Below are 26,145 nucleotides of genomic sequence, written 5' to 3'. Positions count from 1 at the left end.
ACTCTATCGTATTACTCAACTTTTCTGCGGATTTAATTCGTTTCCATCCAAGTACCAGGGGTTATCAGGCGACTTCTTTCGTCGAATTGCCCAAAGTGACAAACCACCCACAAATAAAACAATTGATAAAACTTGTGATACTCTAATGACGTTTCCAATCATCAAACTGTCCGTTCGCATGCCTTCAATGAAGAAGCGCCCAAACGAATACCAGATAACATAACTTAAGAAGACTTCACCTTGCTTAAAAAGTCCCTTACGATGACGCAAACTTATCAACAGAATAAATCCGAGTATATCCCAAAGTGATTCATACAAGAATGTTGGTTGGCGATAGGCACCGTCGATAAACATTTGTTGCACGATAAAATGGGGAATATGTAAATTTTGTAAAAACTGAAGCGATGTGATTCTTCCAAACGCCTCTTGATTCATGAAATTTCCCCAGCGTCCAATCCCTTGAGCCATTAAAACAACTGGGCCTGCGACATCTAACATCAACCAGACTGGAATCCACTTTGCACGACAGAAGAAGAAAACGACCAATCCGGCTCCAATTAAAGATCCATAGATGGCGATTCCGCCATCCCAAATGGCAATGATTTGATCTAAATGTTGTGAATAATATGACCATTCAAACACCACATAGTAAGCCCGCGCAAAGATCAACGCAAAAGGTAATGCCCATAAAATCATATCGTAAATATCATCCGAATTGATGCGCCGTTTTGTGCCTTCCCGCACAGCTAAGAATGTTGCAAGTACAACAGCACTGGCAATAATGACACCATACCAGTGAACTTCAATCGGTCCCAATTTTAAAGCAATTGGGTTTAATGCCCCTAACAATAAATTCACGCTGCCATCTCCTGCTTAATTCTTTTTTGAATTGTCTTTAATAAGTTCATTTAAATTGTCATCGAAGACTTTTGTAGCATCATATCCCATATTGCGGGCCCGGAAGTTCATCGCTGCCGATTCAATAATAACCGCTAAATTGCGACCCGTACGAACTGGAATCGCGATCCGTGGGATTTCAACATCAAAAAACTTACGTGTTTCTTGCCCGTTGCCCAGGCGATCAAATTGCTTGTCATCATCCCAATTTTCGAGATGGACAATCAAATTAATATCGGTTTCCGTCCGCACTGCACCGGCACCAAACAGATTCATAACATCGATAATACCGACCCCACGAATCTCTAACAAATGACGTAAAATTTTGGGTGCTTCACCAACAAGTGTTTGTTCATCTTGTTGATAAACATCAACTCGATCATCTGCAATCAAGCGATGTCCTCTTTTAACCAACTCAAGTGCTGTTTCACTTTTACCTACACCAGAATCCCCGGTAATTAAGACACCAAGCCCATAAATATCAACCAGTTCACCATGGACAGACTGACGTTCAGCTAATTTTCCTTCAAGAAAATTCGTCATATTACTCAACAACCGGGATGTGGGCAAAGCGGATCCTAAAACCGGAATATTATTTGCTTTGGCTGCATTGGTTAACTCTTGCGGGATTGGTAATCCCCGAGAGATGACGAATGCCGGCGTATCTTCATGCGCCATCCGTTGATAAATATCTTGGCGTTCTTCACTCGTCATACTCCCTTTTGCATAAGAAATTTCTGTTCGCCCAAATAATTGAACTCGTTCATGTGGATAAAAATTAAAATACCCGGTTAATTCCAAACCGGGACGTGAAATATCACTGACAGTAATATTTTTCTTATCTAAAAAATCTTTACCTGAATACACATCAAGCCGGATCGCTTCCACAAGTTCCGCTACCGTTACGCTGTCTGCCAAATTATTACCCCCTGTCATTTTTACCCTTAAAATCTAGTTTCGATTGAAAAAGTAGTTTGAAATAATTGCATTTAAGATAGACATCAGCAATGCAATCCACATGGTCATTCCAAACGATGAAAAATAAAAGCTTGCAGAGCCCACTAGCACCGAAGTCAACTGCAGAATAAGTGCATTAATGACAATGCTAAACAAGCCAAGCGTTAGAATCGTAATCGGTAAAGATATCAGCTGTAAAAAAGGCTTTATCGAAGCATTTAGAAATGCCAAAACCAAGCTAGCCCCAAGCGCTACCCAAACATTTGAGACCACAAAACTACCACTGTTCCGATAAAACCCTGCCAATGCGATAAACAGGATGGCATCAACGAGTACTCTTTGCCAAAATTTCATTCTTGAATTCACTCCTTAATTAATCTCGGTGTTTAGTTTTCGGATCGTCTTCTTCTTGGACATTTTTAATCACTTTTCTTTTACGTGATTGTGGTTGCGAGCCTTGTTGGGTCTGTCCAAAACCAGAAAAAAAGTTCTCACTAAATCCACTTGGCCGTTGCTCCTGGCTTTCTGGCATCAACCATGCCAACAGCGCGTAAATAAGGACCCCAGGAATAAAATGGGTGACAAGCGTGATTAAGACGAACACTAATCGGACAATCGATGCGTCAATGGAAAAATAGTTAGCGATTCCACCAAGAACACCAGAGATCATGCGTCGATTAGATTTTGCAAATTTTCTTTTTGAATTTGATTTCATGAATTATCCACCTCGTAAGTTGTTAATTACTTATATTCTACTGCTTGTGAAGCCTTCTTGGCAAACTTAACCCCTAAATAAAACTTACCAATCTTCGCTCCTCATGGCTTTCTTTAATACTTGTATTGATAAAGCCTGTATCTTGTGACAATCCAACTGAAATATATTTAAACTTAACTCAAAAGTATACACAGTTTTGCGTATAAATTCTACAGAAACGCAAAAACTTGATAGATTCTTAAATTCACCTATCAAGCAATTTTTCTATGTTTTTATTAACATTTTTTTAAAGATATTTTTTAATTATTTAGCCTCAGGATGTTGGTCAGGGGTCAATTCTGCAATATGACCAGTCTTATTATAAACCACCCATTCTGCAACGTTACCGATGTGATCACCAATTCGTTCTAGATAACTGGCAACCATCAAATAACTCGTGCTTCCCGTGATGACCTTGGCATCTTGTTTCATAGTTGCAATTGTTTTTTCGCGAACCTCTACATACGCATCGTCAATTTTTTGATTTGCATCGGCAATTCGCTTAGCTTCCATTGCATCTTCTTTAACGTACGCATCCAAAACTTCTTCCAACATGGCCCGCACGTTATTAGTCATTTCCGCAATATCATCTTCAATCTCTGCAACTCGATGTTCCCCTTTTAACTCAATGGATTCTCTGGCAATGCCCACCGCATGATCACCAATTCGCTCTAAATCAGAGCTTGCTTTCAACACAATAATAATTCTTCGAAAATCAGTTGCCACCGGCTGCTGTAAAGCGATTAACATTAATGCCTGATCTTCTAAATTAACTTCTTCTTCATTAATTTGTTCATCATGATCAATCACCTGCTGAGCAAGCGCCTTATCATGATCAATAAAGGACTTTGAAGCGCGATAAATGGCCTCACTGACATTAATTCCCATTTCCGTGAACTTTCCGTGTAATTTTTTTAACTCATCTTCAAAAATTCCGCGCATATGAATAACCTCCTTGTGTTAACCAAATTTACCGTTCAAATAGTCACTAGTCTCTTCTTTTTGGGGTGCAATAAACAACTCTTTTGTTAATCCAGTTTCAACAAGTCTTCCATCCAAGAAAAATGCCGTACGATCAGATATTCTAGAGGCTTGCTGCATATTATGGGTCACAATTGCGATTGTAAACTTGTCTTGAATATCCAGCAAGAGATCCTCAATTTTAGCCGCCGAAACTGGGTCTAAAGCGCTTGTCGGTTCATCCATCAAGATAATTTCTGGTTGGACAGCCAAAACTCTGGCAATACAAATCCGTTGTTGCTGCCCACCTGAAAAAGATAGGGCATTTTCATTTAATTTATCCTTTACTTCATCCCAAACAGCGGCCTGTTTCAAACTCGTTTCGACTCTTTCTTGAATAAGCTTGCGGTCTCGCACTCCCGCCAGCCTTAATCCAAAAGCAACATTTTCAAATACTGAGAATGGAAACGGATTGGGCTGTTGAAAAACCATTCCGACTTTTTTTCTTAAATCCACCACATCTGTTTTAGGACTATAGATGTCTTTTCCATCTAATTTGAAGCTCCCTGTAATCGTAACCCCGGGCGTTAAATCATTCATCCGATTCAAACAACGTAAAAAAGTCGATTTCCCACTACCAGACGGGCCAATCAAAGCGGTAATTTTACGTTTTGGAAAGTCTAAATCAATCCCATGTAATGCTTCTTTCCGTCCATAGTATAAACGAACGTTATGCGTAGTAATGACATTTTCCATGTTCTCTCTCCCTCCTATCCGAAGTTTCCCGAAATATAGTCCTCAGTTGCTTGAATTCGTGGTCTCGTAAAAATGTGTTCTGTTCGATCAAACTCCAAGATGTGGCCCATATGGAAAAACGCTGTATAATCACTAATTCGCGATGCTTGTTGCATACTGTGCGTGACCATAATTATCGTATAGTGCTGTTGTAATTCTTGTAATGCCTGCTCCAACTTTCCAGTTGAAATGGGATCCAGCGCGCTAGCTGGTTCATCTAAGAGCAAGACATCCGGATCCATCGCCAAGGCCCGTGCAATACAAAGTCGTTGCTGTTGACCACCCGAAAGGGCTAGGGCACTCCGGTTCAAATCATCTTTCACTTCATCCCAAAGTGCCGCTTGCCGCAAACTTTTTTCGACTCGCTCGGCAATAATTTTTTTATCTTTAATACCGGATTTTTGTAGTGGATAAGCAATATTTTTAAAAATTGATTTAGCAAAGGGATTAGGCCTTTGAAATACCATTCCTACATGTTTTCTCATTTCATAAACGTTAATCTCCGGAGCATTAATATCAAGATCTTGATAGAAAATCTTTCCTTCCACTGTGGCAATATCATCATTCATCCGATTCAGGCAACGTAAAAAAGTCGATTTTCCTGATCCAGATGCGCCGATCATTGCCGTAATTGAATTCTTGCGAAACTGTAAGGTCCCATCAAATATGGCATGGTTTTCACCATAGAATACCTGAAGATTTTCTGTGGATAACCCAATGTCAATCTTTTCGGAATCAAATTTATGCACATAATTATCTGTTAATGAGTAAGTCTTCATCTGAATCACCTCGTTTTATTTAGATGCCGTTACTTTTCGATAAATTCTGTTGCCTAACCAGCGAGCAGAAAAGTTAAAAATTAAAACTGCTAAAATCAAGACTGCGGACGCTCCTGCAGAAACTGCACTAGCATCTGGCATGATTCCTTCAGAATTAATTTTCCAAATATGCACCGCTAAAGTTTCTGCTGGTCGCATGGGATTTAACGGGCTGCTTGGACTTAACGGATTCCAGTTGGCAAAGTTTAAAATTGGTGCGCTCTGCCCAGCTGTGTAAATCAAGGCAGCAGCTTCTCCAAAAATTCGACCTGCACTCAAAATTATGGCCGTTAAAATGCCAGGTAACGCTTCTGGAAAAATGACTCCAAGGACCGTTTGCCACCTTGAAAATCCCAAGGCTAGACCAGCCTCCCTTTGTAGCTTAGGAACTGCTGCCAAAGAGTTTTCCACACTTCTTGTTAACAACGGTAGATTGAAGAAAGTTAACGCAATCGCACCAGACAAAATCGAGAATCCTAATTTAAACTCAACAACGAACAATAAAAATCCGAAAAGTCCTACGACTACAGAGGGCAATGAACTTAAAACTTCAATGGCCACTCGAATTGTACTTGTTATCCAATTTTTAGGAGCATATTCAAACAGATAAATGCCGGCACCAAGCGCAATTGGAAACGAAATTAGCAAGGTTAAAACGAGCAGATATAGCGAATTAAACAGTTGGTCACCAATTCCCCCACCCTTTAAAAATGATTGTGACGGAGAAGTTAAAAAATGCCACGAAACGTGAGGAAGCCCGGTAACTAAAATATAACCAATTAAGGAAACTAAGATTAAGACAACTACTGCGACTAAAAGACCAATAATCGTCGTAGCCAACTTATCTATCTTTTTAGCGTTCATTTGGCCATCCTCCCTTTTTTACCGATATAACGAATAATCAAATTGAAGCACAATGACATCAGCAACAGGATCAAAGCTAGTGACCAAAGTGCGTTGTTTGGCAAGGTCCCCATCACTGTATTTCCCATTCCCGTCGTCAACACACTCGTTAATGTGGAGGCTGGCGAGATAAGATTGTGTGGTAACAGTGAAGCATTTCCAATCACCATTTGAACGGCCAACGCTTCACCAAAAGCCCGTGCCATTCCAAAGATAATTGCTGTGAGCAGCCCCGGGATCGAGGCCCTTAGAACAACCTTATAAGTAGTTTGCCAACGGGTCGCCCCAAGCGCTAACGAGGCCTCTCTATAAAAGCGCGGAACTGCTCGTAAACTGTCAACATACATAGATGTAATTGTAGGCAATACCATCACGAACAAAACTAACGTTCCAGAAAGGATTCCAAAGCCAGTCCCTCCGACTAGTGCTCGAACGACTGGTACCACAATTGTCAGGCCCACAAATCCGTAGACAACCGATGGAATTCCAACGAGTAGTTCAATCACAGGCTGAAGAAATTTGGTTCCCCGGCGAGGGGCGATTTCTGTCATGAAAAGGGCCATGGCAATTGCAAATGGCGTCGCTAAAACTGCGGATAAAACTGTCACAGAAAAAGAACCCACAATCATTGGAAGAGCTCCCACTAAGGTAGCACCGTTTTTGTCAACCTGGCCTGGATTCCAGTTTTGTTTCGTTAAAAAGTCCCAAACAGATACATGATTCTTAAAGAAAGTTGCTAAACCCCTGGAGGCAACTAAGTATAAAATTGAGGCCACCAACAAACCAATTAAAAACGTACACAGAAATGCAATTAATTTGCCATAGCGATCCTGTCTCGTTGCCTTTGAGGAATGCGTTAATTGCCGTTTAATGTCTTCCAAATTTATTACACTCCTTTCTGCAAATCATGAACCTTACCATTTCGATTCCGGGTAACTTGCATGTCATTTGTTGAAATATACCCTAAATCTGTAATCAATTGTTTTTGCATTTTTTTAGATTGAATGTAATCTAAAAATTGTTGTGTTTGCTGATTTGGCTTTCCCTTTGTGTACATGTGCTCGTAGGACCAAATCTGCCAACGATTATCGATCACATTCTTTGCTTCCGGTTTAATGCCATTCAAATTCAACGCCCTAACTTGATCGTTCACATAAGAAAATGATGTATAACTAATGGCCCCGGGAGTTGCGGCCACAATCTTTTGAACCGTCCCGTTGGAATCCTGTTCTTGAGAGCGAACGGCTTCTTTTCCATCTAAAACACTCGTTTCAAAGGAACTCCGAATGCCGCTTCCTTGGGCCCGATTAATCACCGTTATTTTTTGGTTTTTTCCGCCTACTTGTTTCCAATTTGTAAGCTTGCCACTAAAAATTTGCGCAAGTTGGCGAGTACTTAAGTTTTGCACAGTAACTTTTTTATTAACAATTGGTGTAATTCCTACCACGGCCACTTTATGGTCAACCAATGCAGACGCCTTAATGCCATCTTGATCTTCTGCAAAAACATCTGAATTGCCAATCGTTACCGCACCAGCCTGAACTTGGCTCAATCCGGTTCCCGATCCGCCACCTTGGACAGTAATTGTCACTTTAGGTTGTCTAATCTGGTAATTATTAGCTGCCCGTTCTACCAACGGTTGCAAAGCCGTTGAACCCACAATAGTAATTGTCTGGTCCTTTTTGGATCCACAGCCTGCTAATCCAATCAAACTAACTAATAAAGTGAGAACTAATCCCGTAACTCGTTTCATTTTCTCAACTCCTCAATTTCAACCTCAATGTCATAACTAACGCTTTAACATGAGTTTAACAATTGCATGTTTAGCTATCGTATTGGTTGTGTAAAGATTGTGTAAAGATTAAAAAAAGCATCCCTACTCAAAATGAGTACGAATGCTAACGGTTGTTTTTTATGGGTCTACACTTTCTGGTATTGGTGAATAACTGATACCAGTTTTTATTTTGAAAATTAAAAGGACATCTGTCCTCTTTGTGCTACGATTTAATCGCCAAACAAAATCGAAAAGAGGAAAAACAGATGTCCCTAACTAATTCTATCTTAAGCTTGTTTGAAATGACAGACCCAAATATAACCGTAACTGGTGTTACCAAGAAACGTTGCCCGAATGGACAACGAATTCATGTCGTTCACGCCAACCTTTCTTATCAGCTTGTGAAATGTCCCCATTGTGGCCATAAAAGTCTAATTAAAAACGGTACCCACGTTAGTCATCTAAGGTTGGGAACCTTATCAGGCGGACGTTATGAAATGCAGCTAAGACGACAAAGATATCAATGCCAACATTGTTTAAAAACCTGTGGAGCTAAAACTAACCTCGTTAGACGTAATGAAACTTTTACCCACAATGTTAAACATCAGGTCATTGTGCTAGCTCGTGACATGCTGACCAGTAAAGAAATCGCTAAAATTTGTGGCATTTCACCAAGTAGTGTGCAACGTATTTTAAATGCAAATATTCACTTGGCTTACCGTGTTAAGCAACTTCCGCCAAATCTTTGTTTCGATGAATTTCGTTCCTGTAATCATCTAATGTCCTTTAACTGTTGCGATGCCGTTAGTCATCGCCGCATTGTGACCCTCAAAGATCGTCTCAGTAAGGATATCATTGATTACTTTGAAGCTCGTTATTCAGTTCAAGAACGTGCGAAAGTTCAAACAATTACTATTGATATGAACGCCGAATATGCTAGCTTTATTCATCGTTTATTCCCGAATGCTGTCACGATTATTGACCGTTTCCACATTATTCAGCTTGCTGGTCGTGCACTAGACAATGAACGTACACGTATTATCCGTACTTTTCAAGATAAGCATTCACGCATTTACCGCATCCTTAAATCTCAATGGCGTTTATTTCATTTGGCAGAAGAGAAAATCAATGACACTAAGCTTATCTATTTACGAGGCATTAACGAGTATATGACCCAACAGAACGCCATCGACCTTGCCTTAGATGAATTTCCAGAATTCAAAACTGTGTATCAAACTTATCAAGGCATTCTAACCGCTATTCACCAAAAGGATGCCACGGAATTTAAAAATTTGATTACCAACTACCAAGTAGCTGGTAATCAAATGGACGTCACCATTTCAACCTTCGTTAAGAACGGCTCAGCAGTGCTCAACAGTTGTCGTTATCCGTATTCTAACGGTCCTATTGAAGGACTTAATCGTAAAATCAAGGTATTAAAGCGTAGCTGTTTTGGTTTTCGAAATATTCATAACTTCTTCATTCGTATCAGTTTAATTCATGAGTAAACAAAAAGCACATTCACCGAAGTGAACATGCCTTCAAAAATCTCTACCAATACAGTTTGACAGAGACCCTTTTTTATTTGATTTACATCTTATTTATTCTCTAAAATTCTGTGATTGGTTGCCAAACTTTAGGAAACGTCAAAATGAACTGTGATCCCTTACCGGGTTCAGAATTGAGTCTGATTTCTCCACCTAAGTTTTTGACACTTTCTGCTACAATTGGTAATCCCAACCCAGTTCCACTAACTAACTCACCAGGTCGGTTAGAGTTTACCCGATAAAAGCGTTCAAAGACTTTATGTTGATTTTCTGGAGCAATTCCAATCCCATCATCTTGAACGATCAATTTCCAACGATTGTGAGTTTCCTGGTACGAAATTGTCACCTTACCTTGAGGACGATTGTAGCGAATTCCATTAGCAACTAAGTTTTTAATAATCTGTCCTAATTGCTCTGCATCAGTTTGCACTTTTGTACCCTCAGGAATCTGATTTGAAACCTGTACTTGATGCAACTGTACACCTCGATGCAAGACATTAATCTCTTCTTGGCTCAAAGCCGCGAGATCACAATCCTCAATCTTTAAGGACTGCTGATCATCAGACTGCGTTCGTGAAATTGATAAGATATCTTCACTCAAATGAACTAATTTACGACTTTCTTTTTGAATAATTCGTAAAAACTCATCCAGTTTGTCGGGATCATCTTTAGCACCATTCATCAGTGTCTCTGCAAAACCTGAAATAGCAGTGATTGGTGTCCTTAATTCATGGCTGGCGTTGCTGACAAAGTTTAATTGCATTTGTTCAACAGTCCATGCTTCTGTAATGTCATAAAGTAAAACAATGACTTCAAAACGATGATGCACTTGTTTGTTATAAACGACTGAGGCTTCGACAACTTTTTCACTTGGTTCCCGTTTTAAATGAATTGTTCGGTGGTGATCTCGCTTCGTTTCAAACGTTCGCTCAATCAAAGCTTGTAGCTTACCTTCTTTAATGTCCATCGTATAAGGATGCGGATCCGTCTTAATTTGTAACTGTAACAAATCCACTGTCGCTGGATTGGCCAGCTGAACTTCTCGATGCCGGTTAATAACCAAAACCCCAACAGGTAGGTTATTCACAATCGCTTTTAACTCGTTGCCTTGATTAGTCAAATTGTGAATTTGATGACGATCATGAGATTCAATCTTATTAACAGTCATCGTTAATTCATAAAACGGATCATCGGTTGGCAAAACAATTTGACTAGCTTTTTTACCTTTTAAAACTTCTTGAAGCTTTTCATTTAAAGCATCCTGCCGTAACTGAGTCTGCCGTAAATTACTGTAATAGACCACAACCTCAATTGCTGTTACAAAAATCGTAATTGCAAACAACAAAAAGTAGTTTATTTCTTGAGCACTAAAACTGTGTTGTCCCTTTTGAACCGCTTTTAAAACTAAAAACGCCATCAAAACATTTCCAATTAAACTCGTTAGGAAAAAGCGTAGGGTTCTATTCACCATTCTTTTTTGTGTTGAACTCATAACCAAAGCCTCTCACTGTTAAAATTAATTTTGCATTTTTAGGATCATCTTCAATTTTATCACGTAAATGACTCACGTGAATATCAACCATGCGCGTTTGCCCTGCATAATCATAACCCCACACAGCATTTAAAATTGTATCCCGATTCAAAACATGATTCGCGTGTTTCCACAAATAGGCCAATAATTTAAACTCATTTGGCGTTAAAGCCACTTTCTTATTTGCTTTAAAGACTTCAAAACGATCTTCATCAATAACTAATGACCCTACCGTTTTTAACTGCCTTTCCGGTTCTGGAGTAGGCACATCACGATGGCCATTTTGAGTTCGTCTTAATATGGCTTTGATCCGGGCTACCAATTCTCGTGGACTAAAAGGTTTGGTGAGATAATCATCCGCGCCTATTTCAAAGCCGACAATCTTATCCAGCTCGTTATTTTTAGCTGTCAAAATCAAAACAGGTAGGTCTGGCTGGGTTGAACGAATACGTTTAATCGTTTCTAGCCCATCAATTCCTGGTAACATTAAATCCATGACTACTAAATTGGCCTGATTTTTCTGTAGCCAATCCAACGCCTGTAACCCCGAAGAAGCACTATCAGTTTCAAAACCCGCCTCGTTAAGATTATACGTAATTAATGTCACAATTGAGGGCTCATCGTCAACCACTAAAATTTTCTCACTCATTAACTTTGCCTCCGTTCATTTGCAAAGTCCAACTACTGTGGATTCTCTTGTTGTAATTTCCACTGTAAGTACGCATCGATAAATCCATCCAAATCGCCATCCATCACACCTTGCACATTGGCAGTCTCAAAGTTAGTACGGTGATCTTTGACCATGGAATAGGGATGAAAAACATAAGAACGAATCTGAGATCCCCAGCCAATTTCTAACTGTTGCCCCTCAATCGCCGCACGTTGTTCCGCCTTTTTTTGTTCTTCACGTTCATAGAGTTTAGCCCGCAACATGGACATTGCTGTCTGCCGATTTTGTAATTGCGAACGCTGGGCCTGACTGGCCACTACAATCCCCGTAGGCAAATGTGTAATTCGGACAGCAGAAGATGTTTTGTTGATATGTTGGCCGCCAGCACCACTTGAGCGGTAAACATCAACTCGTAAGTCATCTGGATTAATATTAATTTCCACTGAATCATCTAGTTCTGGCATGACATCAACAGAGGCAAATGATGTATGACGGCGACCAGCTGAATCAAACGGCGAAATCCGAACGAGGCGATGAACACCTTTTTCCGCATGCAAATACCCATAAGCATTGTGTCCACTAATCACGGCACTCACACTGTTCAGTCCTGCCACGTCTCCAGCCTGATAATCCTCAATCGAAACTGTAAACTGATGTTTTTCAGCCCATCGTGTGTACATTCTTAACAACATGGCTCCCCAATCCTGAGATTCGGTGCCACCGGCCCCTGGATGAATTTCCAAAATGGCATTGTTTGCATCGTATTTTCCGTTAAGCAGCAACCCCAATCGATACTGTCTTAATGCCTGTTGAGTTGTATCAAAGTTTTGTTCAAACTCCTTTTGCATGTCTGCATCAGCTTCCATTTCAAGCAGTTCTTCTGTCACAGATAAATTTTCCACTTGAGACTGTAAATTATGAAACTGATCGTATTTTTGCTTTAAAATATTTGTTTCATCAATAAGTTTTTGAGCCTGCTCCTGATTATTCCAAAATTCAGGTTCGCCCATTTTTGATTCATTGATTGAAATGTTTTCGCTTAGTTTATCGAAGTCAAAGTGACCTCCTAAAGTCATTGACTTCTTCTTGCATTTGTTTAATTTGTTTTTTTGCTTCACTTAATTCCATTTTATCAAACTCCTTAAAACATTCTTTCTGCAAAAAAAGATTGGCCAAAACATAGTGTTTTGATTCCAATCCTTTCTTTAGTATACGTCTAAATTAACGTTGGATATTTTGACGAATTTCAGACTTTAAGAATAATCTGGTTGCATCATATTCAATATCTGACACCATTTCTTCGAACATCCGGTAACCATCCTGTTGATATTCAACCAACGGATTCAGTTGTCCGTATCCACGAAGACCGATTGATTGACGTAATTGATCCATCGCATCAATGTGTTCAGTCCAATGAGCATCAACCACTCGTAAGATAACAACTTTTTCGAATTCCAACATTTGTGCAGGATCATAGAGTTGTTTTTCTTTTTGAGTGTATATTTCTTTAGCCCGATCTAATAAATAACCTTTAACTTCATCTGCTGTTTTACCTGTAAGGTCATCTAACGAAATCGTATCTTCATTAACCATATTAGACTTTGCAAAATCTAGAATCGTCTCTAAATCCCACTTATCTTTTTCAGTTCCTTGCATGTGAACATCTACAACTTGATTAACTGTCCGCTGAATCATTGGAACCATTACGTTTTTCAATGAGTCTTTGGCCAAAATAACTTGTTGTCGTTCTCCGTAAATCACTTCACGTTGTGCCCGCATCACGTCATCGTATTGCAAAACATTTTTACGTGAGTCGTAGTTATTTCCTTCTACTCGTTTTTGAGCAGATTCCACTTGTTTAGTAATCATGCGGCTTTGAATAACGGCATCATCATCGGAAACCTTCATACGTTGCAACAAATTCTTGATTCGCTCTGAACCAAAACGAATCATTAAGTCATCTTCTAATGATAAATAGAATTGTGACATACCAGGATCACCTTGACGACCAGAACGTCCTCGCAACTGATTATCAATCCGTCGTGACTCATGTCGTTCAGTTCCGATTACAGCTAGTCCGCCTAGCTCTTTAACGCCAGGTCCTAACTTAATATCAGTTCCTCGACCAGCCATATTAGTCGCAATTGTAACGGCGCCTTTTTGACCAGCATTGGTAATGATTTCAGCTTCTTTAGCATGATTTTTCGCATTCAAAACAACATGGGGAATTTTTTCATCATCTAATAGATGGGAAAGATGTTCAGAAGTTTCAACAGCTACCGTACCAATTAACATAGGCTGCCCTTTGGCATGCAATTGTTTGATTTCTTTGATAACTGCTCCGAACTTGCTTTCCAACGTTGGATATAACAAGTCTGCACGATCGTCACGAATCATTGGGCGGTTAGTTGGAATTGTGATAACTTCCATATTGTAAATTTCGCGGAATTCTTCCTGCTCTGTTCTAGCCGTACCAGTCATCCCAGATAATTTATGATACATCCGGAACAAGTTTTGATAAGTGATGTTAGCCATGGTCTTTGTTTCTTCTTGAATCTCAACATTTTCCTTGGCTTCAATCGCTTGATGCAATCCGTCAGAGAAACGACGACCTTCCATTACTCGACCAGTAAACTGATCCACGATGAGTGCTTCCCCATCTTGAACCACATAATCCTTATCTTTTAACATAATGTAGTTAGCACGTAAGGCCTGATCAAGATGATGAGTTAATGAAGCATTATCAACATCATACAAATTCTTTAGGTTGAAATATTTCTCAGCTTTTTCGATTCCGTTATCGTTTAAAGAAATTGATTTCGATTCCCAATCAATTTTGTAATCTGTGTCAGCTGTTAACGTCTTTGCAAACCGATCTGCCCGCTTATACATGTGGGTCCCATTTTCGGATTGTCCGGAAATAATCAATGGTGTTCGGGCTTCATCAATTAAAATTGAATCTACTTCATCAATGATAGCAAAGCTAAGGGGACGTTGAACCATATCCTCTTTATATACCACCATGTTATCCCGTAAATAATCAAACCCGATTTCACTATTAGTTGAATAAGTAATATCAGCCAGATAAGCAGCTCGTTTTTCCTCAGGTGATTTTTCAGCGGTATTTAGGCCAACACTTAGACCTAACCAATTATATAACTCACCCATTTCTGTAGCATCACGACCAGATAAGTATTCATTAACGGTAACAACATGAACCCCTTTGCCGCCAAGCGCATTCAAATAAACCGGCATTGTTGCTGTTAAAGTTTTACCTTCACCAGTTTTCATCTCGGCAATGTTACCTTCATGCAGAACAATTCCACCCATAATTTGAACATGGAATGGGAATAATCCAAGAACCCGTTTTGCACCTTCACGAGCAACAGCAAAAGCCTCAGGCAAAATATCATCAAGCGTTTCGCCATCCTGTAAACGTGCCTTAAGGGCTGGAGTTTTGGCCTGTAAATCAGCATCGGTTAACTTACTATATTCATCTTTGTATGCTTCAACTTTATTTGCTAAACGATCCAAACGTTTTTGATCACGTTTGTCACTTTCAACCCATTTCTTTAATAAATTAGCCATTCAATTGTTCCTCTCTTAAATCTAGACTCTTTTAATTTTTTAAATTACATATTTGTTATTTTTGAAAACTTGTAGACTATATAACATTTTAACATTATTGAAACGATTTTTAAACAAAATAGTTAAGAACCCATGTTGTGATAGTTTTTTAGTTAATTCTACGCCACAAAAAAAGAATCAAACCAGCTTTCACAATGACAGCTCTACATACAATCTGTCATCACAAACTGGTTTAATTCTTACTTGAATCCCATGTTCATTTTAAATTTAGTTTTAATTAATTTTCACAAAAGCTACTTACTTTTACGTTGCTTAGTCGTCTGATTCGATCAAGCCATATCGCCCGTCATTACGACGATAAACAATGTTAACCGCATCAGTTTCAGCATCTTGATAAATAAAGAAGTCATGATTCAACATATCCATTTGCAAAACAGCTTCTTCACTATCCATTGGTTTTAGTGAAACTCGTTTAGTCCGAACAATATCAAATTTAGTTTCTTTTGAATCAGGCTCGTCACTGTCATCTACGTCAAGCTCAGCACCTGGTACTTCAACACCCTTAAATCCTTTTTCACGAGATTTACGATTGATTTTTGTTTTATATTTGCGGATTTGTCGTTCCAATTTATCGGTTACCAAATCAACACTTGCATACAGATCAGGTGATGTTTCTTCAGCTCTCAGTACCAAATATGGAAGCGGGATCGTAACCTCAACCTTTGCTGTCTTATCCGGATGAACCTTGAGGTTTACATGCGCCTTAGCATTCATACTATTATCAAAATATTTTTCTAGTTTGCTAATACGTTTTTCCACATAGTTTCTAATTGCTTCTGTCACTTCAATATTTTCGCCACGTACATTAAAATCAAGCATAAATTATCTCTCCCTTCAGTAGCAAGCATTTACGCTCGCCCAAACACGATATCGAAAGGACCACTCTTCTAATATCTTGCTTAACTTCATTATAAATGAAAACGCTCTTTTAAACAAATGAAAAACAAAAGAATTTTGGATACTACCGGCAAAGCGTCACACTTTCTACACACCCGCAGCCCTGATCATATAAAGTCTCGGCTGCATGACGCAGCGTTCTCCCGGTTGTATAAACATCGTCGATCAAAAGAACTCTTTTGTTTTCAATCTGTTGCCGATATTCTACATCAACCTGAAAATGATTACCAGTTTTCAGACGTTCTTGACGCTTTTTTTGCGATTGGCGTTTTTCTTCTTGAGCTCTGTTCATTTGAAGAATGGCACTGTTCTTTAACGAGCCCATCAAACCTAAAACCTGATTAAATCCACGGGTTGTCCAAGTGGTGGGATCAATTGGCAAAGCAACAACTAAATCGAATCCTTGAAAACTTTCAATAAAGTGCGGAAACTCGGTATCAAACACATGCCTTAACTGATAGTCCCCTTGAAATTTATACGTATGCATGTAGGCTTTCATTGCTTCATTGTATTGATACAAAGCATGGTTTGCATAGTGATAGGTACTATGAAGTTGCCATTTTTCACAATCACTACACACTTTCAAAGAAGCCTGTCTTCTTCCACATTTTGGACAAGCCACGGCTGTAGTAATTTTATAAAAACCAGACTGACAATCCTCACAAATTGGAGGAATTTCCTTTCTGCTTGGCAGCATCAAATAACTCAATGGCCATGTCACGCGGATGGCTTTATGACAAATGAGACACTGCATGCGATTCCTCCTTTGCTTTGTGATTCACAAATCTGATTTGATGAATTGCTTCATTGACCGCCTTTGAAATGCCATCACAAATAAACAATACGGTCCCCGTTGGACGTTGTGGGTTCCGCCCCACCCTTCCAGCAATCTGCACTAAGGCTGCCGAAGAAAAGGTTCCATCATCTGCACCCAACACGCAAACATCAATTTTAGGAAAAGTTACCCCCCGTTCTAGGATGGTCGTCGTTATTAGACCGTCCACTTTGCCATCCCGCATTAATTGCACTTTTTCTAAACGTTGTTCATCTGCAGAAAAAACAGTTGTTAGTTTCAAGGTTGGAAAGTTTTGGGCAATTGCGTTTAAAACCACCTTTAATTGATTAATATGTGGCACAAAAACTAAAAATTGTCGCCCCGTCTGTTGGCATTCAGCAAGAAATCTCTTTAAAGCTTTGGGTAATTTTTTGTTTTGTACCTTTTTCCACCAATTAAAAACCAACTTGGGCTTTATTTCCGGTAATGGAAATCCGTGGAAACGCTGGGGTAAGTAACTCACGCCGATCTGTTTTTGTTTAACTTTTTGCATTAAGGCTTTCCCAGGAGTGGCTGTTAAGTATAGACACATTCCGGTTGGCTTCTTAGCCTGTTTTGTCGCATACATTAACTTTTCATTTTGTGCGTACGGAAAAGCATCAACTTCATCAATAATCAAAACATCAAATGCGTGGTAAAATCTTAATAGCTGATGAGTTGTGGCAATTGTGAGTTGGGCGTAATGGTACGGATCAGTTTGATGCCCGTGTAATAACGCAATATCGACATTTTGAAAGGCATCTTGTAAACGTGGAAAAAGCTCCAAACACACATCCACTCTTGGAGAAGCCAAACAAACCCGTTTTCCCTTTTGAAGGGCATCGGTAATTCCTGGAAAAAGCATTTCTGTTTTTCCGGCTCCGGTCACCGCCCATAAAAGATGATCTCGACTATGCTCAAAGGCCTGTAAAACTTCCTTTGAACACCGTTTTTGACTATTTGTGAGCTCACCATGCCAAGTTAAATAAGTCTCTAAAGGTTTAAAATGGTTCGGTTCCGTTGCGGTTACAAAATTTTCTAATGTCGAAACACGACCCAATTGAAGACAGCTTGGACAATAAAACTCATTTCTTGGTAGTGAAACGGCTTGTTTCAAATGCCACGTGTGACAACGCAAACAACGTACCCGATTCTCGCTAATTTGCATTGTCGGCAACTTTTGTAAGTTTGCATCTGTTATTGCCCAGTCACGGGGCATCAAAACTAGTCTCCCAAAGAATTCTGATTTTTCCATTTCCTATCACCCAATTTTAAAATACGCAAAAGAAAGGAAATATTTTTTATGGAAAACAATTTAATCACCATTGCCAAAAATGGTAGCCATGAGCTTGATATTAAAAAATCTCGCTTTATTGCTGATATATTTCGTATTCAAACTGAAGAAGATGCTTTGCAATTTATTCAAGAAATTAAATCCCATCATCACAAAGCTAATCATCATTGTTTTGCATATTTGCTGGGGAAGGATGATCACATCCAAAGAGCAAGTGATGATGGTGAACCTTCGGGAACAGCCGGTGTTCCCATCTTAGAAGTTCTTCAAAAAAATCATGTTCACAATGTTTTGATCGTGGTAACTCGTTACTTTGGCGGTATAAAGCTCGGGGCGGGCGGGCTAATCCGGGCTTACAGTAACTCTGCCTCCCAAGTACTTACAGAAATTGGTTTAGTTGAACTCGTTTCACAAACTAACCTAAAACTCACTGTTACTTACGCTCAGCATGATTCTTTAATCCACTGGCTGGCCGCTAATCACTATGAAGTATTAGATAGCCAATTCGGCGAATATGTAGCAATTCAGGTTCCAGTGGCTGAATCTGAAGTTGAATCCTTCAAAACTGCTCTCATAAATCTTTTCAGCGGCAAAATTACTTTTCAAATTATTGGGACGCAGTTTAGTGAAATTCCTCTACAAAAATAATCGTATTTAAGCTACTCAGCGTCTTTGCTGAATAACTGAATACGATTATTTTTTTGGTTATTTTTTATCTTTTTCAGGTTTTGATGTCTCACTTTTAGCTTGCTCATCAGTTTTTTTCTGAGCTGTCCTAATTTTTTCCACACGCTCTTTTTCTTCTCTTTCGTCTTCTAACTGATTGCTAGTTTCTTTAGACGTAGTGGAAGTCACAACTTTTTGAATCCAATTTAACAATGGCCGCCTATCCTTGCCAACCAGCCCGATAGCTTCGACGAACAGCTCCAAACCAATTAAGATGCCAATTGTTAGCAGCACAGATCCCCATATGGTGGAGATTGGATAAAGTAAAGCAATAAAAGAAAAAATTAGCGAAATTCCATAGATGACAAAAACGGTTTGACGATGGGTTAACCCCATCTGCATCAATCGATGATGCAGATGCCGTTTATCTGCATGAGAAATTGGTTCTTTGTTTAAAATCCGCCGTAACATCGCAAAAACCGTATCGGTAATTGGTACTCCCAAAATCATTACCGGAATAATTACCGAAATAAAAGTTGCGTTCTTTAAGCCCGATAATGAAAAAACTGAAATCATAAAGCCAATAAACAGTGCACCCGTATCACCCAGATAAATTCGGGCCGGGAAGAAATTATAAGGTAAAAAACCAATTTCGGCCGCAACGAGCGTAAAAATCATAATTACGACATACACATTAGTTGTCGGCAAAAAGAATAATCCAGTAATCCCAGTTGTGAATAGGGCAATGATCGAAACCCCAGTAGCTAGACCATCAAGGCCATCTAGTAGGTTAATCGCGTTTGTAATTCCTGCAATCCACAGATAAGTAATCGGAAAACTTAGCACGCCTAGCCCAACTGTTCCCAAAAATGGAATCGTTAGTGTCGTCATTCGCACATTAGCAAATACAAACACCTCGATAGCAGCTAAAGAAATACCAATCATTTTCTGATAAGGCTTAAGGACAAAAATATCATCAATTACACCGGTTAGGATAATGATACATTCTCCCCCAAATATCCCCCACAGTTGTCTGGTTGGAATTTGCGCTCTCAAAAGGAAAAATGTAGCGAAGTTAAAGGCCAGAAAAATAGCTAGCCCGCCCATTGTTGGCATTGGAACTTTGTTTACCCGTCGCGCGGAGGGTTCATCAACTGCCCCCACCTTAAAAGCGAGTCGTCTAACAAACGGCGTTAAGACAGCAGAGATAATTGCTGTTGCAAACAAACTGACAATAATTTCAAATCGCATGTTAGACCTCTTTTCTAGAACGTGTTTAAAAACATTTTGCTTGTGGGCAGGTTCTCTCCACAAATTTGAAGTTTAAAATAACAAAAAATATTCAACTACCCCAAAAATGAAAGAAACGATCTTTTTAAACACATTTAAGCTAGAACAATTATAAAAGTATTGAAAACATTCACAATATGAACTAGTCACTATAATTATTATACAAACCCCACAACCGTAACACAAGTGTAATCAATGTTACCACTTACACATTAAGTCAAAATAAAAACTGGCTGTGTCATAATTCTCAACACTGCCAGTTTAAAAATAATTAGAAATTAAGCCATCGTTGATTATTCATTTAAGTGATAATGATATGTCGAAACGATGATGTTTTCCCGTGAATTCAATGCTGCTCTTAACCGCAACCCCGTTTGATTATGCAAAATATTTTGCCAAGGTTTGCGCGGTACAAATTGTGGCACAAGTACTGTCGTTGTGTAATTTCGTTCCGATGCTCGACGCGCAATTACATCACAGAAACGTAAGGTTGGATTTGCAATCGAACGGTATGAGGAATGAATATCAACAAACCGAACATCAGGATATTCTGCCTTAAATTCAACGGCCGTTTTATGTTCTTTTTTAGGATCTGCATCAAAAGAGACGTGCATTGCAATCACGTAGTCCCCGATTGAACGTGCATAATTAATTGCGCCTGCAGTCACTCGAGTTACATTACTAACCAAAACAATCACTGTTGAGCCATCGTAATCATGTAACTGAACTTTACCCTTGGCTGCAATTCGCAACTGTTTAGCAACTTTTACATAATGTTGATGAATTTTATAAAACAGTCTTAATAAGACCGGCATGATAATAAGGTATGGCCAAACATTTCCAAAATGTAAGAAGAACAAACAGATTACTAAACCAAAAGACAGTGCCGCTCCTAAAAGATTGGCAGAAGATTTTAATAACCAGTGGCCCGTTCGTTCACGGAACCAGTGAATAATCATCCCTGATTGAGAAAGTGTAAAAGGTACAAACACCCCGACCGCATACAATGGAATCAACAAACTAGTTTGTCCATGGAAAATTAAGATCAAAACGATCGCACCGACTGCTAATGAAATAATCCCGTTTGAATAGCCTAACCGATCGCCGCGATCCATGTATGCGTGAGGCATAAACTTATCTTTAGCTAGATTATAAGCTAACATTGGGAAAGCTGAAAATCCGGTGTTTGCGGCTACCGCCAAAATAAGAGCAGTAGATAGTTGTAACAGGTAGAACAATAAACCGTGTCCAAACACACTTTCTCCGACTTGTGAAAGAACTGTTTGCTGAGCATTAGGTAAAATTCCACTGAAATAACTCAAAACTGTGATTCCAGCAAAGAAGACTGCCAAAATCAGTGCCATGATGGTTAAGGTTCCAGCAGCATTCTTCCGTCGTGGTCGTTTAAAGTTTGGGACAGCATTACTAATTGCTTCTACACCAGTTAATGATGAGGATCCTGAAGATAGAGCCTTTAAAAATAGGACCATCGTCATTCCAGGAACGGCCGTCCCAATGCCGGCTGCGGCATGGGCAACGACTCTACCGGTGACAATGTTGAAAAAACCAACACCAATCATGATCGTAATCATGACAATAAATAAATAAACCGGTAAGGTTAAAAATGAAGCCGAATCACGCAAGCCACGTAAGTTCAAAGCCATGATCCCAATGACAATTAAAATTGCCAAGGGAACGGCAAAGGGATGAATGCTTGGAATGGCCGAAGTAATGGCTTCAGTTGCAGAAGTCACACTAACCGCCACGGTCAACATGTAATCAACCAGTAACGATCCCCCAGCAACTAGTCCTGCTGATTGTCCCCAATTGGTACTAGCAACCACATAGGCGCCACCGCCTGAAGGATACGCATGAATAATCTGCCGATAAGAAATCGTAATCGCAAATAATAGAATTAAAACAATTCCTGCAACAGGTAATGCATACCACGTTGCTGCAGCTGAAAGAACCAGCAAAACGGAAAGAATTTGCTCTGTCCCGTAAGCAATTGATGATAAAGCATCCGAAGATAACAAAGCCAAAGCTTTAAACTTGGTTAATGCTTGTCCACCTTCATCTAAGGTTTTAAGCGGTTTACCAATTAAAAGTCTTTTTAGATAATGCCACATTATAATGCTCCTCCACAAAAATAAATTAACCCGAGTCAATAACCCGGGCAATGCAAATCAAAAGTAAGTTTACTACAAATGAGCATGTTATTCTACATCAAGTTTTCATTATTTCAGTAATCTGCTCGCTGTCCATTCAAACACATAAACAAATGAAGTGCAACCTTTAAATTCACCGTTTTATACACACTTCTTTCAAAAATTTTCAGAAAACAAAAAGAGCTTTCAAAACTAGGCTTACACCTAATCTCAAAAGCTCTCGACTATACTAAATTAGCCGTTTTTTGTTTACATCATGCCGCCCATGCCACCTGGTTGTGGTTGAGCTGCAGCTGCTGCATCATCTTTTGCTTCTGGCTTGTCAGCAACAACTGCTTCGGTTGTTAATAACAAGGCAGAAACACTGGCTGCGTTCTGTAATGCTGAACGAACAACCTTAGTAGGGTCGACAATTCCTGCGTCTACCATGTTTTCCCATTTGCTAGTTGCTGCATTGTAACCAACGCCTGGTTCTTGTTTCTTTAAGTTTTCTACGATTACTGAACCTTCAGCACCCGCATTTTTTGCGATCTGACGAACAGGTTCTTCAAGAGCACGTTTTACAATGTTGATACCAGTTTGTTCATCGCCTTCTGCTTTAAGGTCAGCAATAGAAGGAATGACATTAACTAATGCTGTTCCACCACCGGAAACAAAGCCTTCTTCAACAGCAGCACGTGTTGCATTCAAAGCATCTTCAATTCGATACTTCTTTTCTTTCAATTCAGTTTCTGTTGCAGCACCAACTCTAACAACAGCAACACCGCCAGCTAATTTAGCTAAACGTTCTTGCAATTTTTCTTTGTCAAAGTCTGAAGTTGTTTCAGAAATCTGTTGTCTGAGTGTCGCAACTCGTTCTGAGATTTGGTCTTTATTACCAGCACCTTCAACGATTGTTGTATCGTCTTTTGTAACTGTAACCTTGTTAGCTTGGCCTAATTGATCAATTGTGGCATCTTTTAAGTTCAAACCTAAATCATCTGTGATGACTGTTCCGCCTGTCAAGGTTGCGATATCTTCAAGTTGGGCTTTACGACGATCGCCAAAACCAGGTGCTTTAACAGCCACAACGTTGAATGTACCACGCATCTTGTTCAAAACAAGGGTTGGCAAAGCTTCACCAGTAATATCATCGGCAATAATTAACAATGAACGACTTTGTTCTACAACTGATTGAAGTAATGGCAAAATATCTTGAATATTACCAATTTTCTTATCAGTAATTAAAATGTATGGATTGTCTAAATCAGCTTCCATTTTGTCGTTGTCAGTAACCATGTATTGTGACATATAGCCACGATCGAATTGCATTCCTTCAACAACATCAAGTGTTGTATCCACACCACGTGACTCTTCGATTGTAATGACGCCATCATTACCAACTTTTTCCATTGCATCAGCGATTAGTTGGCCAACTTCTTCGTTTGCAGCTGAGATAGAAGCAACTTGGGCAATATCATCTTTTGTTTTAACTTCATGAGACATCTTGTGTAAGCCTTCAACAGCGGCTTTTGTTGCGCGTTCAATTCCGCGACGGATACCAACTGGATTTGCACCGGCAGTAACGTTCTTCATACCTTCATTTACAATTGCTTGTGTTAAAACAGTTGCAGTGGTTGTTCCGTCACCAGCAATATCGTTAGTTTTTGAAGCAACTTCAGAAACTAACTTAGCACCCATATTTTCAAAATGGTCTTCAAGATCAATTGACTTAGCAATTGTCACACCATCATTTGTAATTGTAGGCGAACCATATGATTGTTCCAAAACAACGTTACGACCTTTTGGACCAATTGTTGATTTAACTGTGTCAGCTAATTTGTCGACACCTTTTAACATTTTTGTTCTTGCATCTTCGGAAAATTTAATTTCTTTTGCCATAAAATTTTCACCTCATTGAATTTATTTTTTTAATTAGTCAGTAATTGCAACGATATCTTTTTCGTGCAAAACCAAATATTTTTTGTCTTCGTATGAAACTTCGGTACCTGCATACTTGTCAAAAATAACGGTGTCACCTGTCTTAACAGCGGGGGCAACTTTTTCTCCGTTATCTAATACGCGTCCTTCACCCACAGCAATAACTTTACCGCTTTGTGATTTTTCCTTAGCATTACTTGCAAGGACAATTCCACCAACGGTTTGTTCTTCTTCTTCCTGTGCTTCTAATATCACGCGATCTCCTAATGGTTTTAACAATATGAATCCCTCCATTTATTTTATACTTTTTACTGTTTTTAGCACTCTTGACGTTCAAGTGCTAACAACAATATTTACTATATCATTCTCCCCACAGAATGCAAGTATTTTACTGACCTTTTTTGACAAATAAATTCAAGTATCTTGCAAAAATGCTATACTATAGGAACAAATATGAGGTGAGCAAATGAAATTAGAAAAGAAATCCATCTATATATTAATTACGTATTTAATCGTTTATTTGTTGCCCGGTGTCTTAAATAGTTTCTTTAAATTAACACACATGGAAATTTTTAACATTCAAATTGTTGACTATTTAATCGGTGCTTGCTTGTTAGGCTATTTTGCCTTTCATAACATGCCGACTAATCTGCCTGAAAAAAAGCGCCGTTCTGTGGGCCAAACCATTTTGTGGGGTGTTTTAGGATTCATCGTGGTCATTATTCTCCAATCGGTAATTTTACGCCTGACCATTCAAACGGGTGGCAATGCTAATTCTCAAAATACGAGCGCCCTTTTATCAATTGTAAAGAGCTATCCCATTTATGCTTTGGTTATTATTGTGGCAGCCCCAATTATGGAAGAAATTGTTTTTCGCAAAGTACTTTTCGGCAATCTTGCCAATCTGCTAAGTTTCATTAATCCTAAAATTGCCCAGTTGCTTACCGCCTTTATTTCTAGTGGCTTGTTCGCCTTAGCACATTCAGACGGCCATTTAATTCTATACGCCGCAATTGGCCTCTGGTTTTCGTGGCTCTACCATCATACCGGCCGTATTCAAACTTCAATGATGGCGCATATTTTAATGAACTCGTTAGTTGTATTGCCAATATTAGGCTTGTAACTAATCATGCCGAATTGCATAGATTAGTGATTGCAGCTCATTGGTCAGATCAATATTTTGAATTCGGACCTCCGCCGGCACTGAAACGCGAACCGTTGTAAAATTCATGATGCCTTTAATTCCGGATTGCACGAGTTCATCAGTAACTTTTTGGGCAATAGCTGCCGGAATAGTAATAATGGCAATTTTAATTTGTTGTTCCTGCAGCTGTTCTCGTAACTGGGCCATTCCATATACAGGAACGTTACTTTGCACGGAACCAATCATGGTCGGATCAATGTCAAAGGCAGCACCGATTCGGACATTACTGTTTTTATGAAAATTGAAATTCAACAGGGCATGCCCTAAGTTTCCAACCCCAATCAATGCGACATTAGTGAGTGTGTCTTGATCAAGAATTTTTTTGAAAAAATCAATTAATTTGTGGACATCATACCCATACCCACGTTTCCCTAATGTACCAAAATAAGAGAAATCGCGGCGAATGGTTGCCGCATCAACTTGAATCGCTTCAGCTAGCTCAGTTGAAGAAACCCGTAGTTTATTTGCATTTAATAAATTATTTAAATAGCGATAATATAAAGGTAACCGTTTGGCAGTAGCTTCCGGAATTTTGGTTTCCATTTTGAACCTCCAATAAACTTTGTGAATAATTAACAAAGTTAGTTTACCACTTCCCTCACTGGGAACCAAGAACCACCCAAACTTAGATATTTTAT

The 26,145-nt window shown here is 39.2% G+C and carries 25 protein-coding genes; 3 read left to right on the top strand and 22 right to left on the bottom strand.

Translation table 11 applies throughout. The features are described 5' to 3' along the window. Positions 1–15 precede the first annotated feature (15 nt). The 10 genes from lgt to ACLHK8_RS09365 all read right to left on the bottom strand — a co-directional run bounded on the left by lgt (position 16) and on the right by ACLHK8_RS09365 (position 7,837). Positions 16–858, bottom strand: coding sequence for a prolipoprotein diacylglyceryl transferase (lgt, locus tag ACLHK8_RS09410; protein ID WP_057772834.1), 843 nt, complete (start codon positions 856–858; stop codon positions 16–18). Positions 859–873: 15 nt separating this feature from the next. Continuing rightward, positions 874–1,815: an HPr(Ser) kinase/phosphatase gene (gene hprK / locus ACLHK8_RS09405; RefSeq protein ID WP_057772832.1), complete on the bottom strand. Its 942-nt coding sequence runs from the start codon at positions 1,813–1,815 to the stop codon at positions 874–876. 33 nt (positions 1,816–1,848) lie between these two features. Beyond that, entirely contained in the window at positions 1,849–2,208 is a 360-nt protein-coding gene (locus ACLHK8_RS09400) for a phage holin family protein (RefSeq protein WP_057772830.1), read from the bottom strand. A 19-nt stretch (positions 2,209–2,227) separates the two neighbouring features. Next, complete coding sequence (locus ACLHK8_RS09395; RefSeq protein WP_057772828.1) at positions 2,228–2,569, bottom strand: PspC domain-containing protein; 342 nt, start codon at positions 2,567–2,569, stop codon at positions 2,228–2,230. Positions 2,570–2,872: 303 nt separating this feature from the next. Continuing rightward, positions 2,873–3,550: a phosphate signaling complex protein PhoU gene (phoU, locus tag ACLHK8_RS09390; RefSeq protein ID WP_063696801.1), complete on the bottom strand. Its 678-nt coding sequence runs from the start codon at positions 3,548–3,550 to the stop codon at positions 2,873–2,875. Positions 3,551–3,568: 18 nt separating this feature from the next. Beyond that, positions 3,569–4,324 (bottom strand): phosphate ABC transporter ATP-binding protein PstB, encoded by a 756-nt coding sequence (pstB, locus tag ACLHK8_RS09385; protein ID WP_063696799.1) that lies wholly within the window; start codon positions 4,322–4,324, stop codon positions 3,569–3,571. A 14-nt stretch (positions 4,325–4,338) separates the two neighbouring features. Further along, positions 4,339–5,142 (bottom strand): phosphate ABC transporter ATP-binding protein PstB, encoded by an 804-nt coding sequence (pstB, locus tag ACLHK8_RS09380; protein ID WP_082854809.1) that lies wholly within the window; start codon positions 5,140–5,142, stop codon positions 4,339–4,341. Positions 5,143–5,157: 15 nt separating this feature from the next. After that, entirely contained in the window at positions 5,158–6,045 is an 888-nt protein-coding gene (gene pstA, locus ACLHK8_RS09375) for a phosphate ABC transporter permease PstA (RefSeq protein ID WP_057772823.1), read from the bottom strand. Next, positions 6,042–6,965 (bottom strand): phosphate ABC transporter permease subunit PstC, encoded by a 924-nt coding sequence (gene pstC / locus ACLHK8_RS09370; RefSeq protein WP_434520316.1) that lies wholly within the window; start codon positions 6,963–6,965, stop codon positions 6,042–6,044. The genes pstA and pstC overlap by 4 nt, the downstream gene beginning before the upstream one ends. A 5-nt stretch (positions 6,966–6,970) precedes the next feature. Further along, complete coding sequence (locus tag ACLHK8_RS09365; protein ID WP_434520315.1) at positions 6,971–7,837, bottom strand: phosphate ABC transporter substrate-binding protein PstS family protein; 867 nt, start codon at positions 7,835–7,837, stop codon at positions 6,971–6,973. A 239-nt stretch (positions 7,838–8,076) separates the two neighbouring features. On the opposite strand from ACLHK8_RS09365, the gene ACLHK8_RS09360 reads away from it, so the two are divergent. Beyond that, positions 8,077–9,366 (top strand): ISL3 family transposase, encoded by a 1,290-nt coding sequence (locus ACLHK8_RS09360; protein WP_406827439.1) that lies wholly within the window; start codon positions 8,077–8,079, stop codon positions 9,364–9,366. 100 nt (positions 9,367–9,466) lie between these two features. Here the strand turns inward: ACLHK8_RS09360 and ACLHK8_RS09355 are convergent, their stop codons facing one another. The 7 genes from ACLHK8_RS09355 to ACLHK8_RS09325 form a co-directional block, all read right to left on the bottom strand. Beyond that, on the bottom strand, positions 9,467–10,897 hold the full coding sequence (locus tag ACLHK8_RS09355) for an ATP-binding protein (protein WP_063696792.1): 1,431 nt from the start codon (positions 10,895–10,897) through the stop codon (positions 9,467–9,469). Next, a complete protein-coding gene (locus ACLHK8_RS09350) occupies positions 10,866–11,585 on the bottom strand; it encodes a response regulator transcription factor (RefSeq protein WP_063696789.1) in 720 nt (239 codons plus the stop codon). Before ACLHK8_RS09350 ends, ACLHK8_RS09355 begins: the two co-directional genes overlap by 32 nt. 32 nt (positions 11,586–11,617) lie before the next feature. Next, a protein-coding gene (prfB, locus tag ACLHK8_RS09345; protein WP_197460010.1) for a peptide chain release factor 2 occupies positions 11,618–12,734 on the bottom strand; the annotation gives its coding sequence in 2 pieces (ribosomal slippage) (positions 11,618–12,661 and positions 12,663–12,734; 1,116 coding nt in all). Between the two features lie 93 nt (positions 12,735–12,827). After that, positions 12,828–15,194, bottom strand: coding sequence for a preprotein translocase subunit SecA (gene secA, locus ACLHK8_RS09340; protein ID WP_063696785.1), 2,367 nt, complete (start codon positions 15,192–15,194; stop codon positions 12,828–12,830). 312 nt (positions 15,195–15,506) lie between these two features. Next, the gene (hpf, locus tag ACLHK8_RS09335; RefSeq protein WP_063696783.1) at positions 15,507–16,073 is read right to left on the bottom strand and encodes a ribosome hibernation-promoting factor, HPF/YfiA family; all 567 of its coding nucleotides are present in this window, start codon (positions 16,071–16,073) and stop codon (positions 15,507–15,509) included. A gap of 142 nt (positions 16,074–16,215) precedes the next feature. Next, entirely contained in the window at positions 16,216–16,905 is a 690-nt protein-coding gene (locus ACLHK8_RS09330) for a ComF family protein (RefSeq protein WP_063696781.1), read from the bottom strand. After that, positions 16,883–18,220: a DEAD/DEAH box helicase gene (locus tag ACLHK8_RS09325; RefSeq protein ID WP_063696779.1), complete on the bottom strand. Its 1,338-nt coding sequence runs from the start codon at positions 18,218–18,220 to the stop codon at positions 16,883–16,885. The genes ACLHK8_RS09330 and ACLHK8_RS09325 overlap by 23 nt, the downstream gene beginning before the upstream one ends. A gap of 48 nt (positions 18,221–18,268) precedes the next feature. Between ACLHK8_RS09325 and ACLHK8_RS09320 the strand changes: the two genes are divergently transcribed. Then, complete coding sequence (locus tag ACLHK8_RS09320; RefSeq protein ID WP_057772802.1) at positions 18,269–18,907, top strand: YigZ family protein; 639 nt, start codon at positions 18,269–18,271, stop codon at positions 18,905–18,907. A gap of 57 nt (positions 18,908–18,964) precedes the next feature. On the opposite strand, the gene ACLHK8_RS09315 is transcribed toward ACLHK8_RS09320, so the two are convergent. The 4 genes from ACLHK8_RS09315 to groES all read right to left on the bottom strand — a co-directional run bounded on the left by ACLHK8_RS09315 (position 18,965) and on the right by groES (position 24,582). Beyond that, positions 18,965–20,176: a glycosyltransferase family 4 protein gene (locus ACLHK8_RS09315; protein WP_082623243.1), complete on the bottom strand. Its 1,212-nt coding sequence runs from the start codon at positions 20,174–20,176 to the stop codon at positions 18,965–18,967. Between the two features lie 332 nt (positions 20,177–20,508). Continuing rightward, the gene (locus ACLHK8_RS09310) at positions 20,509–22,344 is read right to left on the bottom strand and encodes an APC family permease (RefSeq protein ID WP_057772800.1); all 1,836 of its coding nucleotides are present in this window, start codon (positions 22,342–22,344) and stop codon (positions 20,509–20,511) included. A 288-nt stretch (positions 22,345–22,632) separates the two neighbouring features. After that, positions 22,633–24,264, bottom strand: a complete 1,632-nt coding sequence (gene groL, locus ACLHK8_RS09305) for a chaperonin GroEL (protein WP_063696776.1) — start codon at positions 24,262–24,264, stop codon at positions 22,633–22,635. A gap of 33 nt (positions 24,265–24,297) precedes the next feature. Next, positions 24,298–24,582 carry a co-chaperone GroES gene (groES, locus tag ACLHK8_RS09300; protein WP_063696774.1) on the bottom strand — a complete coding sequence of 95 codons (285 nt, stop codon included), beginning with the start codon at positions 24,580–24,582 and terminating at the stop codon, positions 24,298–24,300. Between the two features lie 187 nt (positions 24,583–24,769). Between groES and ACLHK8_RS09295 the strand changes: the two genes are divergently transcribed. After that, positions 24,770–25,426, top strand: a complete 657-nt coding sequence (locus ACLHK8_RS09295; RefSeq protein WP_057772795.1) for a CPBP family intramembrane glutamic endopeptidase — start codon at positions 24,770–24,772, stop codon at positions 25,424–25,426. On the opposite strand, the gene ACLHK8_RS09290 is transcribed toward ACLHK8_RS09295, so the two are convergent. Further along, a complete protein-coding gene (locus ACLHK8_RS09290) occupies positions 25,427–26,050 on the bottom strand; it encodes a redox-sensing transcriptional repressor Rex (protein WP_057772790.1) in 624 nt (207 codons plus the stop codon). It lies immediately after the preceding gene. Positions 26,051–26,145 lie beyond the last annotated feature (95 nt).

Origin of the sequence: Pediococcus sp. M21F004, assembly GCF_051122535.1 — a bacterium.
GTDB lineage: Bacteria > Bacillota > Bacilli > Lactobacillales > Lactobacillaceae > Pediococcus > Pediococcus inopinatus.
Note: the sequence above shows the minus strand (reverse complement) of the source record. Positions and strands in the feature narration are given on the sequence as shown.

What these genes read in the sequence shown, in the direction of transcription:
- ACLHK8_RS09400 (WP_057772830.1), bottom strand. Translation starts at nt 2,208, where the DNA reads ATGAAATTTTGGCAAAGAGTACTCGTTGATGCCATCCTGTTTATCGCA.
- ACLHK8_RS09395 (WP_057772828.1), bottom strand. Translation starts at nt 2,569, where the DNA reads ATGAAATCAAATTCAAAAAGAAAATTTGCAAAATCTAATCGACGCATG.
- phoU (WP_063696801.1), bottom strand. Translation starts at nt 3,550, where the DNA reads ATGCGCGGAATTTTTGAAGATGAGTTAAAAAAATTACACGGAAAGTTC.
- pstB (WP_063696799.1), bottom strand. Translation starts at nt 4,324, where the DNA reads ATGGAAAATGTCATTACTACGCATAACGTTCGTTTATACTATGGACGG.
- pstB (WP_082854809.1), bottom strand. Translation starts at nt 5,142, where the DNA reads ATGAAGACTTACTCATTAACAGATAATTATGTGCATAAATTTGATTCC.
- pstA (WP_057772823.1), bottom strand. Translation starts at nt 6,045, where the DNA reads ATGAACGCTAAAAAGATAGATAAGTTGGCTACGACGATTATTGGTCTT.
- ACLHK8_RS09365 (WP_434520315.1), bottom strand. Translation starts at nt 7,837, where the DNA reads ATGAAACGAGTTACGGGATTAGTTCTCACTTTATTAGTTAGTTTGATT.
- ACLHK8_RS09355 (WP_063696792.1), bottom strand. Translation starts at nt 10,897, where the DNA reads ATGAGTTCAACACAAAAAAGAATGGTGAATAGAACCCTACGCTTTTTC.
- ACLHK8_RS09350 (WP_063696789.1), bottom strand. Translation starts at nt 11,585, where the DNA reads ATGAGTGAGAAAATTTTAGTGGTTGACGATGAGCCCTCAATTGTGACA.
- secA (WP_063696785.1), bottom strand. Translation starts at nt 15,194, where the DNA reads ATGGCTAATTTATTAAAGAAATGGGTTGAAAGTGACAAACGTGATCAA.
- hpf (WP_063696783.1), bottom strand. Translation starts at nt 16,073, where the DNA reads ATGCTTGATTTTAATGTACGTGGCGAAAATATTGAAGTGACAGAAGCA.
- ACLHK8_RS09330 (WP_063696781.1), bottom strand. Translation starts at nt 16,905, where the DNA reads ATGCAGTGTCTCATTTGTCATAAAGCCATCCGCGTGACATGGCCATTG.
- ACLHK8_RS09325 (WP_063696779.1), bottom strand. Translation starts at nt 18,220, where the DNA reads ATGGAAAAATCAGAATTCTTTGGGAGACTAGTTTTGATGCCCCGTGAC.
- ACLHK8_RS09320 (WP_057772802.1), top strand. Translation starts at nt 18,269, where the DNA reads ATGGAAAACAATTTAATCACCATTGCCAAAAATGGTAGCCATGAGCTT.
- ACLHK8_RS09315 (WP_082623243.1), bottom strand. Translation starts at nt 20,176, where the DNA reads ATGCGATTTGAAATTATTGTCAGTTTGTTTGCAACAGCAATTATCTCT.
- ACLHK8_RS09310 (WP_057772800.1), bottom strand. Translation starts at nt 22,344, where the DNA reads ATGTGGCATTATCTAAAAAGACTTTTAATTGGTAAACCGCTTAAAACC.
- groL (WP_063696776.1), bottom strand. Translation starts at nt 24,264, where the DNA reads ATGGCAAAAGAAATTAAATTTTCCGAAGATGCAAGAACAAAAATGTTA.
- ACLHK8_RS09295 (WP_057772795.1), top strand. Translation starts at nt 24,770, where the DNA reads ATGAAATTAGAAAAGAAATCCATCTATATATTAATTACGTATTTAATC.
- ACLHK8_RS09290 (WP_057772790.1), bottom strand. Translation starts at nt 26,050, where the DNA reads ATGGAAACCAAAATTCCGGAAGCTACTGCCAAACGGTTACCTTTATAT.